General features: G+C 66.0%; 16 protein-coding genes. 4 read left to right on the forward strand and 12 right to left on the reverse strand.

What is annotated here, in order from left to right:
- Positions 1–26 precede the first annotated feature (26 nt).
- Genes secB through AABM56_RS21250 form a run of 3 tightly spaced genes read right to left on the reverse strand, consistent with a single transcriptional unit; the run spans position 27 to position 1234 of the window.
- Entirely contained in the window at positions 27–491 is a 465-nt protein-coding gene (gene secB / locus AABM56_RS21240; RefSeq protein ID WP_263259349.1) for a protein-export chaperone SecB, read from the reverse strand.
- A 27-nt stretch (positions 492–518) separates the two neighbouring features.
- Positions 519–773: a glutaredoxin 3 gene (gene grxC / locus AABM56_RS21245; protein WP_133861979.1), complete on the reverse strand. Its 255-nt coding sequence runs from the start codon at positions 771–773 to the stop codon at positions 519–521.
- Between the two features lie 41 nt (positions 774–814).
- Entirely contained in the window at positions 815–1234 is a 420-nt protein-coding gene (locus AABM56_RS21250) for a rhodanese-like domain-containing protein (protein WP_133861980.1), read from the reverse strand.
- 182 nt (positions 1235–1416) lie between these two features.
- Here AABM56_RS21250 and AABM56_RS21255 point away from each other — a divergent pair, with 182 nt between their 5' ends.
- From AABM56_RS21255 to AABM56_RS21270, 4 genes are all read left to right on the forward strand, one after another.
- A complete protein-coding gene (locus tag AABM56_RS21255; protein ID WP_187980532.1) occupies positions 1417–2028 on the forward strand; it encodes an NAD(P)-dependent oxidoreductase in 612 nt (203 codons plus the stop codon).
- Between the two features lie 133 nt (positions 2029–2161).
- Positions 2162–3445, forward strand: a complete 1284-nt coding sequence (locus AABM56_RS21260) for a murein hydrolase activator EnvC (RefSeq protein WP_133861982.1) — start codon at positions 2162–2164, stop codon at positions 3443–3445.
- 29 nt (positions 3446–3474) lie between these two features.
- On the forward strand, positions 3475–4818 hold the full coding sequence (locus tag AABM56_RS21265) for a S41 family peptidase (RefSeq protein WP_263259347.1): 1344 nt from the start codon (positions 3475–3477) through the stop codon (positions 4816–4818).
- A complete protein-coding gene (locus tag AABM56_RS21270; RefSeq protein ID WP_347883676.1) occupies positions 4815–5576 on the forward strand; it encodes a divergent polysaccharide deacetylase family protein in 762 nt (253 codons plus the stop codon). The genes AABM56_RS21265 and AABM56_RS21270 overlap by 4 nt, the downstream gene beginning before the upstream one ends.
- Before the next feature lie 24 nt (positions 5577–5600).
- Here the strand turns inward: AABM56_RS21270 and AABM56_RS21275 are convergent, their stop codons facing one another.
- The 9 genes from AABM56_RS21275 to hisB form a co-directional block, all read right to left on the reverse strand.
- Entirely contained in the window at positions 5601–6362 is a 762-nt protein-coding gene (locus AABM56_RS21275) for an ABC transporter substrate-binding protein (RefSeq protein ID WP_133861985.1), read from the reverse strand.
- A gap of 215 nt (positions 6363–6577) precedes the next feature.
- Entirely contained in the window at positions 6578–7339 is a 762-nt protein-coding gene (locus tag AABM56_RS21280) for an ABC transporter substrate-binding protein (protein WP_133861986.1), read from the reverse strand.
- A gap of 49 nt (positions 7340–7388) precedes the next feature.
- Positions 7389–8147 carry an ABC transporter substrate-binding protein gene (locus AABM56_RS21285; protein ID WP_133861987.1) on the reverse strand — a complete coding sequence of 253 codons (759 nt, stop codon included), beginning with the start codon at positions 8145–8147 and terminating at the stop codon, positions 7389–7391.
- Positions 8148–8176: 29 nt separating this feature from the next.
- Positions 8177–8959, reverse strand: a complete 783-nt coding sequence (gene hisF / locus AABM56_RS21290; RefSeq protein ID WP_007159785.1) for an imidazole glycerol phosphate synthase subunit HisF — start codon at positions 8957–8959, stop codon at positions 8177–8179.
- A gap of 21 nt (positions 8960–8980) precedes the next feature.
- A complete protein-coding gene (locus tag AABM56_RS21295; RefSeq protein ID WP_133861988.1) occupies positions 8981–9277 on the reverse strand; it encodes a chorismate mutase in 297 nt (98 codons plus the stop codon).
- Between the two features lie 10 nt (positions 9278–9287).
- Positions 9288–10025 (reverse strand): 1-(5-phosphoribosyl)-5-[(5-phosphoribosylamino)methylideneamino]imidazole-4-carboxamide isomerase, encoded by a 738-nt coding sequence (hisA, locus tag AABM56_RS21300; RefSeq protein WP_007159787.1) that lies wholly within the window; start codon positions 10023–10025, stop codon positions 9288–9290.
- A 31-nt stretch (positions 10026–10056) separates the two neighbouring features.
- Positions 10057–10314: a DUF2164 domain-containing protein gene (locus AABM56_RS21305; protein WP_133861989.1), complete on the reverse strand. Its 258-nt coding sequence runs from the start codon at positions 10312–10314 to the stop codon at positions 10057–10059.
- Positions 10314–10952, reverse strand: coding sequence for an imidazole glycerol phosphate synthase subunit HisH (gene hisH / locus AABM56_RS21310; protein ID WP_133861990.1), 639 nt, complete (start codon positions 10950–10952; stop codon positions 10314–10316). Before hisH ends, AABM56_RS21305 begins: the two co-directional genes overlap by 1 nt.
- The gene (gene hisB / locus AABM56_RS21315; RefSeq protein WP_058768514.1) at positions 10952–11545 is read right to left on the reverse strand and encodes an imidazoleglycerol-phosphate dehydratase HisB; all 594 of its coding nucleotides are present in this window, start codon (positions 11543–11545) and stop codon (positions 10952–10954) included. Before hisB ends, hisH begins: the two co-directional genes overlap by 1 nt.
- Positions 11546–11682 lie beyond the last annotated feature (137 nt).

Below are 11682 nucleotides of genomic sequence, written 5' to 3' on the forward strand. Positions count from 1 at the left end.
GGCGTCCGGTACCGCAGCGGCGCCGATCAGGCTTCGCCAGCGGTCTGCATGCGGGCCAGTTCCTGGGCGTAGAGGGCGTCGAAATTCACCGGCTGCAGCATCAGCGCGGGGAAGGAGCCACGAACCACCATGTTGTCCAGCGCCTCACGGGCGTAGGGGAACAGGATATTGGGGCAGAAGGCGCCCAGGGCATGGGCCATGGAGGCGGCGTCCAGGCCCTTGACCAGGAAGATGCCACCCTGCTGCACTTCGGCGATGAAGGCGGTCTCTTCGTTGTTCTTGACGGTCACGGTCAGGGTCAGCACCACTTCGTGGAAGTCGTCGCCCAGGGTCTTCTGGCGGGTGGCCAGGTCCAGGTTGACGTTGGGCTGCCAGTCCTGACGGAAGATCTCGGGGCTCTTGGGCGCCTCGAAGGACAGGTCGCGGATGTAGATGCGCTGCAGGGAGAACTGAGCGCCGTCTTCCTGGGCGCCATTGGCTTGGTCGGTCATGGTAGGGCCTTGAGTTGTGAGTGTTGGTCAGGCGGACAGCAGCGGATCGAGACGTCCGCTTCGGTCTAGGGCATAGAGCTCGTCGCAACCGCCGACGTGGGTGCTGCCGACCCAGATCTGCGGCACGCTGGTGCGACCGGCCTTGCGGGCCATCTCGCTGCGCAGCGCCGGCTGGCCGTCGACGGAGACTTCCCGGTAGGCCACGTTCTTGCGATCGAGCAGGTGCTTGGCTCGATGGCAATAGGGACACCAGGCACTGGTATAGATGACGACGTCAGACATGCGCGGTCTCCAGTGGCCGATGGGGCGGCCACGCTAGGGGTTCACTTCACCAGGGGCAGATTCTCTGCACGCCAGGTGGCGATGCCGCCGTTCAGCCGGGCGGCGGTGAAGCCGGCCTTCTGCAGATCGCCGCACACGGCGCCGGCTTGCTGGCCGGCGCTGTCCACCACGATCAGGGTCTTGGCCTTGTGCTTCTCCAGTAGAGACAGGCTGCTGGCGACTTTCTCCTGAGCGATGTTCAGCGCGCCGACGATATGCCCGGCGGCGAAGTCCTTGCTCGGACGGATATCGAGGACCACGCCCTGCTCGCGGTTGAGCAGGTTGGTGAGTTCGCCGGTGGACAGGCTGCGCCCGCCACGACGGGTCTCGTTGAACAGCATCAGGGCGACGATGGCGAGGAAGGCGGCGACGAGAAGCGGATGATGGGTGGCGAATTCAACCGCCCGACCGATAAATTCCATAATGAAAGAGCTATCCAAGGAGGGCTAAAAATGCTTGCCAGTATACACAGCCCCCCGATGGCGCCATACCCTCGCCGGCCCCGGGTTATCCGCAGGTAACCAGCTCATCTCGAACTGCCTCCTTGGCGGCTTCCGCGGCTCTGCCTAGGCTTGGCTTCCCTTCACTTCCGAGGAATCCAGCCATGACCTCCATCGCCCTGCTCGGCGCCACCGGCAACGTCGGCAGCCGCCTGCTCGACGAAGCCCTCTCCCGCGGCCACCGGGTCACCGCCCTGGTACGGAATCCCGCGCGCCTGGCGGCGCGGCCCGACCTGACGGTGGTCGCCGGTGATGTCACCGATCTGCAGGCCGCCCCGGCCCTGGCCGGTCATGAGGTGCTGATCAGCAGCCTGAGATTCGCCGACCTCGCGCCGAGCGCCCTGGTCGACTTCGCCCGCGCCACCGGCATTCCGCGGCTGCTGATCGTTGGCGGCGCCGCCAGCCTGAATCTGCCGGACGGCTCGCGGCTGTTCGATGCGCCGGCCTTTCCCGCTGAATACCGCAGCGAAGCCGGAGCCGGCATCGCCACCCTGGACACCTTGCGCACGGTGAGCGACCTCGACTGGGTCTTCGTCAGCCCGCAGATGGTCTTCGCGCCCGGCACCCGTACCGGGCGGTTCCGCCTGGACGACGATGCCCTGCTGTTCGACGCGGCCGGCGACAGTCATATCTCCTACGAGGACTTCGCCGTGGCCCTGCTGGACGAGGTCGAACGGCCCGCTCATCACCGCACCCGCTTCACCGTCGGCTATTGAAGTAGAAATGCCCTCTCGTTCGCAGCCTGGCCGCCTGGTCGGGCTGTGAACGCTGAACGGCGTACCTTGCCGTTTTTTTTGCCGGATGTGACGGGCATACTAGGCGCTTCGCCCTAGAAACGTACGACCTCGCATGCGCCGTGTTCTCGCCCTTCTCCTGCTTGCCAGCGTTCTCGCTCCCGCCCTGGCCGACGACCGCGCCGATACCCAGCGGCAGATCGAGCAGACCCGCCGGGAAATCCAGGAGATGCAGAAGGTCCTCAAGCAGGTGCAGGCCGAAAAGTCCGGCGTGCAGAAGCAGCTGCAGGGCACCGAGACCCAGATGGGCGAGCTGGAAAAGCAGGTCGACTCGCTGCAGAAGCAGCTGGAGAACGGCGAAAAAAAGCTGCAAGAGCTGGACGGGCGCAAGAAGAAGCTCGACCAGTCTCGCGCTGAGCAACAACAGCTGATCGCCGTGCAGGTGCGCGCCGCCTACCAGAGCGGCCGCCAGGAATACCTCAAGCTGCTGCTCAACCAGGAGCATCCGGAAAAGGTCAGCCGCACCCTCACCTACTACAATTACCTGAATCGCACCCGGCTGGATCAGCTCGCCAGCTTCAACGACACCCTGCGCGAGTTGCGCGAGGTGGAACAGGGCATCCAGCAGGAACAGGGCGACCTGGTCGCCCGCCGCGAAGACCTGGAAAAGCGGCAGGCGGAGCTCGCCGAGGTGCGCAAGGAGCGCCAGGCGGCGTTGGCCAAGATCAACGCGGACTACCGCGACAAGAGTCGCGAGATCGAGAACCGCGAGCAGGATCAGGCAGCGCTGAACAAGGTGCTCAAGACCATCGAGGAAACCCTCGCGCGCCAGGCCCGCGAAGCCGAGGAAGCCCGGCAGCGACAACTGGCCGAAGCCCGCGCCGCCCAGGCGCGGGAAGCGGCACGGCGCCAGGCGCAAAGCGAGCCGAAAGCCCCGCGCCCCTCGAACGCCCCGGAGCTGGCGGTGTCTAGTGCAGCACCTGCCTATGGCGGCGCCTTCGCCAATGCCCGCGGCAAGCTGCCCTGGCCGGTCGATGGCCGTCTGGTGGCCCGCTTCGGCAGTGCCCGCGGTGACGACCCCCGCGCGAAATGGGACGGTGTCCTGATCGCGGCCGGGGCCGGCACCCGGGTCAAGGCGGTGCACGACGGCCGAGTGGTCTTCGCCGACTGGCTAAGAGGCGCCGGCCAGCTGGTTATCATCGATCATGGGAATGGCTATCTCAGCCTGTACGGACATAATCAGAGCCTGCTCAAGTCTGCGGGTGACGTGGTCAAGGCCGGGGATGCCATCGCGACCGTCGGCGCCAGCGGCGGTCAGGAAGCCTCCGCCTTGTACTTCGCCATCCGCCAACAGGGCCGCCCGACGGACCCGGTCATCTGGTGCCGTGCTCAGGGATAGTGCGACACACCTCGGTTTAGGAGCTGCACATGCCGCATCGCTTTCGTCCCACCGTCCTGGTCCTCGCCCTGCTGTTCAGCGGCGTCGGAGTCGTCCAGGCGCAATCGCCGCAGAGCACGCCGGCTGCGGTGACGCCGGTCGCACCGGGCGCCGCGCCCGCGGCCCCGGCCAGCGCTCCGCTGCCGCTGGACGAGCTGCGCACCTTTGCCGAGGTGTTCGACCGCATCAAGGCGGCCTATGTGGAGCCGGTGTCGGACAAGGTACTGCTGGAAAACGCCATCAAGGGCATGCTCAGCAACCTGGATCCGCATTCCGCCTATCTGGAACCCAAGGACTTCGCCGAACTGCAGGAAACTACCAGCGGTGAATTCGGCGGTCTGGGCCTGGAAGTCGGTCAGGAGAACGGCTTCATCAAGGTGGTCTCGCCCATCGACGACACCCCGGCGGCCAAGGCGCGCCTGCAACCGGGCGATCTGATCGTCAAGATCGACGGCCAGCCGACCAAGGGCCAGGCCATCAACGAAGCGGTCGACAAGATGCGCGGTAAGCCGGGCAGCCCCATCGTGCTGACCATCGTTCGCGGTGGCGGCCAGCCATTCGACGTCAAGCTGGCGCGGGCGGTGATCAAGGTCAACAGCGTCAAGAGCCAGCTGCTCGAATCCGGCTACGGCCTGCTGCGCATCTCACAGTTCCAGGTGAATACCGGCGAAGAGACGGTCAAGGCTCTCGCCAAGCTGCGTCAGGAAAACAAGGGCAAGCTCAAGGGCCTGATCCTCGACCTGAGAAACAACCCGGGCGGGGTGCTGCAGTCGGCGGTCGAGGTGGCCGATGCCTTCATGACCCACGGCCTGATCGTCTACACCAAGGGCCGCCTGCCCAATTCCGAATTGCGCTTCTCGGCCGATGCCGCCGATCCCAGCGAGAAGGTGCCCCTGGTGGTGCTGATCAACGGCGGCAGCGCCTCGGCCGCCGAGATCGTCGCCGGCGCCCTGCAGGATTCCAAGCGCGGCATCCTCATGGGCACCGACAGCTTCGGCAAGGGTTCGGTGCAGACGGTGCTGCCGCTCAACAACGACCGGGCGCTCAAGCTCACCACGGCGCTCTACTACACGCCGAGCGGCCGCTCCATCCAGGCCCAGGGCATCACTCCGGACATCGCCGTGGCGCCGGCCAAGGTCACCCCGCAGAGCGGTGCCGACGAATACTTCCGCGAAGCCGATCTGGCCGGTCACCTGGGCAATGGCAATGGCGGCGCCGATCGGCCTACCGGCAGCAAGGCGCCGAACCAGAGTCCGCGGCCGCAGGATGACGACTTCCAGCTCTCCCAGGCGCTGTCGCTGCTCAAGGGACTCAACGTCACCCATACCCCGTGAGGGCTGGACGCTGGCTACTGGCCGGGGCGCTCGCCCTGGTCGGCACGCTCGCCCAGGCCGCCACCGCGCAGCTGACCATCGTCATCGACGACCTCGGGCAGAATCCGGCCCGGGATCGTCAGGTCCTGGCACTGCCCGCGCCGGTGATCCTGGCGATCATCCCCGAGACCCGCTACGCCGCCGAACTGGCCGCCGCGGCCCACCGTGCCGGACGCACCGTGCTGCTGCACCTGCCCATGGACCCGGCCGGCGGTCCCTATGCCTGGCATCCGGAGATGTCTTCGGCCGAACGCCTGCAACGCCTGGACCGGGCGCTGGAGCGGGTACCCGAGGCGGATGGGGTGAACAATCACGAAGGCAGTCGCATGACCGCGGACCGACCGGCCATGGCCGAGTTGATGCAGGTCCTGCAGGAGCGTCACCTGCTGTTTCTCGACAGCCGCACCAGCGCTGCCACCGTGGCCGCGGCGGAAGCCCAGAAGATCGGCCTGGCCAGCGTCTCGCGCGATGTCTTTCTCGACAACGACGCCACTCCGGCGGCGGTGGCGGCCCAGCTGGCCGAAGGCGTGCGGCTGGCCCAGCGCCAGGGCAGCGCGGTGCTGATCGGCCATCCGCACCCGGCGACCCTGGCGGTGCTGGCCCAGCAGTTGCCCCTGCTCAAGGCCCAGGGCGTGGAAGTCATCGACCTGCCGCAGATGATCGCCCTGCGCGCCAACCAGGCCATGCCCGGGCACGGCCGCAGCGGTCGCTATCGCTAGCGACCGGCGGACGGCTTCCAGGCATCAGAGGTAGTTGTTGGTGATGCTGTCGATCACCCCTTCCCTGCGCATCTGTTCCAGGGCCGCCTTGAGGCGTGTCACCACTTCGTCAGGCGTGTCCTTGTTCAGCGCCAGATACTGATCCACCTCGTTGAAGCGAAGCAGCGTCTGCAAGCCGGTCACCCCCTGCTGCTTGGCGAGATAGCGGCCGACGGGATCGGCGGTAGCCCAGATATCGATCTGGCCTTTCACCAGTTTGTCGACGTTTTCCTGATCACGCAGGGCGTCGATGACCGGAATGCCCTGGGCGGTCAGCGTCTTGCTGATCACATCGTTGCGATAGGCACCGATGCGATAGCGGGCGGCGTCCTTGAGCGTCTTGATGTCCAGCTTGCTGCCCGGCAGCGCCTGCAGGGTCCAGCTCGAACGGCCGAAGGGTCCCACCCATTTGAACTGATCCTTGCGCGCCTCGGTGTAGGCGACGGAGAAGAGTCCGTAGTTGGGCGTCTCCTGGGTCAGCCGATAGATGCGATCCCAGGGAAAGCGCAGCGAAAGGCTGTACTTGATGCCCGCACGCCTGAACATCTCGCGGACGACATCGGTGGCGATACCGTCGATGGCGTCATCGCGGGCGAAGTTCTTGTCATCGACCGACATGTTGAAGGGGGGATAATTCTCGGTCAGGAGCACGACCTGATAGTAATCCGGCAGCTCGGCACGGGCCTGGGTCAAGCCCAGCGTGCAACCCAGCAGTACCCCTGCAAGACGCAACCACAGCTTTTGCATTGCAACTCCCTGGCGACGCAAGGCCGCATTTTCGAGGTTTCGTTGAGTATCCCTTTACAACGTTCAGCGCTCACTGCGGCTGGCATCACCACGACCATCAAGGCTTCGCGGCGCCGTCTGGCTGCCGGGCCCATGCAAAATCCCTGGCACCTCGCGTCCAGACAGGGCGCTGGCGAACGCTCCACCGCCAGCGCAACTCGCCACGCGGCGGCGCACTAGAGATAGTTGTTGGTGATGCTGTCGACCAGGCCTTCGCGGCGCATGGCATCCAGGGCCTGCTGCAGCCGGGTCACCACCTCGTCGGGGGTGTCCTTGTTCAGGGCCAGGTAGAGGTCGGATTCCTGGAAGCTGAGCAGGGTCTGCAGGTTGCTGACGCCCTGCTGCTTGGCCAGGTAGCGGGCGACCACGTCGGTGGTGGCCCAGACGTCGATCTCGCCCTTCTGCAACTTGGCGATGTTCTCCTGATCACGCAGGGCGTCGATGGGGACGATGCCCTTTTCCTGAATCATCAGGCTCACGGCGGAATTCTTGTAGGCACCGACGCGCAGCCGGGCTGCCGTGGCCAGGTCCGGCACCTTGAGGGTGCTGCCGGAGAGCGCCATGAACACCTTGCGGGTCTTGCCCAGCGGGCCGACCCACTTGAACAGCGGCAGCCTGGACTCGGTGCGCGACATGGAGAACAGCGCGTAGTTGGGGCTTTCCAGGGTCAGGTTGTAGATACGATCCCAGGGAAAGCGCAGCGAGAGGTTGTAGTCGATCCCGGCGCGCTTGAACATCTCGCGCACCAGATCGGCGCTGATGCCGTCGATGGCATCGTCACGCGCGAAGTTCTTGTCGTCCACCGCCATGTTGAAGGGCGGGAAGTTCTCGGTCAGCAGCACCACGCGATAGCCCGCTGGCAATTCCGCCCGGGCTGTCCCCAGGCCGAGGGTGCAACTCAATAGCACGGCGGCGATGGCCAACCAGGACTTGCGCATAGCTCTCTCCTCAGGAGACCGTCCGCGCCGATCGCTCGGCCCGCCGGGATCACAGATATCGATTGAAGATGGTCTGAACCGCGCCGCTCTGGCGCATGTCGTCAAGGGCCTTCTGCAGCTTCTGTACCACCTCGTCGGGGGTCTGCTTGTTCAGCGCCAGGAACAGCTCGCCGCTGTTGAAACGCAACAGCATCTTGAGTCCGGTCACGTCTTCCTGGCGGGCCAGGTAGCGACCGGCGGGATCACCGGTGGCCCAGACATCGATCTGTCCCTTGACCAGGCGCTGCACGTTTTCCTGATCGCGCAGCGCAAGATCCGGCTGGAAGCCCTGCTGGACGAGACTCTCGGCTATGGCGTCGCCCTTGTAGGCGCCGATCTTTAGCTGCTGCTTGCGGACGTCGTCGAGGCTGCGCAGCTGCAGGTGGCTGTCGGCGCGACCGAGCAGGACCCAGTCATCCGGGCCGATGGGACCGACCCATTTGAACAGGCCCTCGCGCTCCGGCAGCCGGGCGGTGACAAAGACGCCGTGGTCGGGCTGATCCAGGGCCATGCCGTAGATCCGCTCCCAGGGAAATCTCAGGGTGAGGTTGTAGGAGATGCCGGCCCGCTTGCACATCTCGCGGACCATGTCGACGGCGATGCCCTTGAGCTCGCCCTCGCGGGCGAAGTTCTTGCCATCGACGGAGAAGTTGTAGGGCGGGAAGTTTTCCGTCAGCAGCGTCAGCTGATAACCCGCCGGAAGCTCCGCCCTGACCGTGGTGGATACCAGCAGCAAACCGGCCAAGCAGGCCCAGATTCCCTTGCGCACGCCCCTCTCCCTGCCGGCACCGCCGGTGCTTAAGATTTTGTGGAGCGTATCACAATCCCTTTTTCGGCCAGGTACCGTTTAGCCTCGGGAATGGTGCATTCGCCGAAATGGAAGATGCTCGCGGCCAGCACCGCAGAGGCCTTGCCTTCGAGGATGCCGTCGGCCAGGTGCTGCAGATTGCCGACGCCGCCGGAGGCGATCACCGGGATGCCCACCGCCTCGCTGACGGCGCGGGTCACCCCCAGGTCGAAGCCGTTCTTCATGCCGTCCTGATCCATGCTGGTGAGCAGGATCTCGCCGGCGCCCAGGCCTTCCATCTTCTGCGCCCAGGCCACGGCGTCGAGGCCGGTGGGCTTGCGCCCGCCATGGGTGAAGATCTCCCAGCGCGGGGTTTCGCCGGGGCCGCTGACCCGCTTGGCGTCGATGGCCACCACGATGCACTGGGAACCGAAGCGTGCCGCGGCTTCACCGACGAACTCCGGGGTGAAGACCGCCGCGGTGTTGATCGAGACCTTGTCGGCACCGGCGTTGAGCAGGTTGCGGATGTCCTGCACGGTGCGCACGCCACCGCCCACGGTCAGCGGGATGAACACCTGGCTGGCCATGCGCTCCACGGTGTGCAGGGTGGTATCGCGGCCCTGGTGGCTGGCGGTGATGTCGAGAAAGGTGATCTCGTCGGCGCCCTGCTCGTTGTAGCGGCGGGCGATCTCCACCGGATCGCCGGCATCGCGGATGTTCTCGAACTTGACGCCCTTGACCACGCGGCCATTGTCCACGTCCAGGCAGGGGATGATGCGTTTGGCCAGCGCCATGTTTCTCTCCAGAAGACGAAGTCAGGTACGTTGCTGCAGGGTGGCGTGTTCCGCCAACTCAGCGTCGATGAATGCGGCGATCATCGCCCGATAGACCCGCTCGACCACGACAGGTGACGCGTCAGCCTCGACGGCCAGCGCCTTGACCTTGGCGATGACCTGCTCGACCCGTTGTGGCGCACGCACTGCAGCATCGTCCTTCTTGAAACGGGCGGCCTGGCTGACATAGGCGCCACGCGTCGCCAGCAACTGAACGATCTGCTGATCGAGTCCGTCGATCGCGGCGCGGACCTCATCGAGAGAAGAGCATTCGATCACTGCCGAGTCCTCAGACCTTGAAGTTGTCGCACAGCGCCTGGGCCTCGGCGACGTCGAGGGTGCCCTCGTAGATCGCGCGGCCGGTGATGGCGCCGATGATGCCCGGGCTGCGGGCGTCGAGCAGGTTCTGGATGTCACCCAGGTTGTGGATGCCGCCGGAGGCGATCACCGGGATGCTGGTGGCTTCGGCCAGGGCGCGGGTGGCCGGCACGTTGCAGCCCTGCATCATGCCGTCGCGGGCGATGTCGGTGTAGACGATGGCGCTGACGCCGTCGGCTTCGAAGCGACGGGCCAGGTCGGTGACCTGCAGCTCGCTGACCTCGGCCCAGCCGTCGGTGGCGACGAAGCCGTCCTTGGCATCCAGGCCGACGATGACCTTGCCGGGGAAGGCGCGGCAGGCCTCAGCGACGAATTCCGGCTGCTTGACCGCCTTGGTGCCGATGATCACGTAGCTGACGCCGGCACGCACATAGTGCTCGATGGTCTCCAGCGAGCGGATGCCGCCGCCGATCTGGATCGGCAGGCCGGGATAGCGCCTGGCGATGGCGGTGACCACCTCGCCATTGACCGGTTGGCCTTCGAAGGCGCCGTTGAGATCCACCAGGTGCAGCCGGCGGCAGCCGCCGTCGACCCACTGGGCGGCCATGGCCACGGGATCGTCGGAGAACACGGTGGAATCTTCCATGCGCCCCTGGCGCAGGCGGACACAGGCACCGTCCTTGAGGTCGATGGCGGGGATGATCAGCATGGCAATACCTTGGCTCGGGGGTGAGGGCGATCTAGGGCTTTTCCAGCGCCCAGATGTCGCTTTCCAGGCTGTCGACACGCTCCCTGAGCAGGGTCTGCACGTCGGCAACCGCCTTGTTGTAGTACAGCGGCCCGCACTCGCGGGCGAAGAAATCCAGCAATTCCTCGACTTCGAACCGTCCCAGGCGGACCTCGAAGCGATCGTCCAGCAGGGTCTGCAAGGCCGTGACCAGGCGCTGGCTCTGCTCGGGCTCGATCGTCACCAGCGGCGCGGGCGGCTTGCGCGCCATTACCAGCGGCCGTCCCAGGCGAGAAAGTTGGCATAGAGCTGCAGACCGCAGTCGGCGCTCTTCTCGGGGTGGAACTGGGTGGCGAAGCGCGAGCCGTCGGCCAGCGCCGCGGCGAAGTCCAGGCCGTAATGGCCGCGACCGACCACCTGGCGCAGATTGCCGGCCTCGACATAGAAGCTGTGCACGAAATAGAAGCGGGCGCGATCAGGGATGCTGTGCCAGAGCGGATGGTCGAGCACGTGACTGACCTCGTTCCAGCCCATGTGCGGCACCTTGAGGGTCTCGCCCTCTTCCTGCATGCCGCCCGGGAAGCGGCGTACGGCGCCGGGGAACAGGCCGATGCAGTCCACGCCGCCGTTCTCTTCGCTGCGCTGCATCAGCGCCTGCATGCCGACGCAGACGCCGAGGAAGGGACGGTCCTGGCTGACTTCGCGCACCAGTTCATCGATGCCCTGGCGGCGGATCTCGGCCATGCAGTCGCGGATGGCGCCGACGCCGGGCAGCACGATGCGGTCCGCCTCGCGGATCACCGCGGGATCGCCGGTCACCAGCACCTGGTGGCTACCGGCGTGCTCCAGGGCCTTGGCCACGGAGTGCAGATTGCCCATGCCATAGTCGATGACGGCTACCGTCTGCATCACAGGCACCCCTTGGTGGAGGGCATGACACCGGCCATGCGCGGATCTTCGCTGAGGGCCATGCGCAGGGCGCGGCCAAAGGCCTTGAACACCGTCTCGATCTGGTGGTGGCTGTTGACGCCGCGCAGGTTGTCGACGTGCAGGGTCACCTGGGCGTGATTGGTGAAGCCCTGGAAGAATTCGAGGAACAGGTCGACGTCCATGCGCCCCACGGTGGCGCGGGTGAAGGGCACGTTCCAGTGCAGCCCGGGTCGGCCGGAGAAGTCGATGACCACCCGCGACAGTGCCTCGTCCAGGGGCACATAGGCATGGCCGTAGCGCTGGATGCCCTTCTTGTCGCCGACGGCCTTGGCGAAGGCCTGGCCGAGGGTGATGCCGATGTCTTCCACCGTGTGGTGGTCGTCGATGTGCAGGTCGCCGCGGCAGTGGATATCGAGGTCGATCAGCCCATGGCGGGCGATCTGGTCGAGCATGTGCTCGAGGAAGGGGACCCCGGTGTCGAAGCGCGCTGCGCCCGTGCCGTCCAGATCCAGGGATACCTTGACCTGGGTTTCCAGGGTGTTGCGCTCGACGGTTGCCTTGCGTTCGGCCATAGCCTGCTCCGCGAAAATCGGTGGGCGAAAGGGCCGATATTATAGGGGCGCGGGGGCTGGATCGAAAGCGCGGCGGGACGAGGCGTCCCGCCGCGAGGGGCGCCCGCCTGGGGACGCCGCCCGGTTACCGTCCGGTT

The sequence above is a fragment of the Pseudomonas aestiva genome (assembly GCF_039908605.1).
Taxonomy (GTDB): Bacteria; Pseudomonadota; Gammaproteobacteria; order Pseudomonadales; family Pseudomonadaceae; genus Chryseomonas; species Chryseomonas aestiva.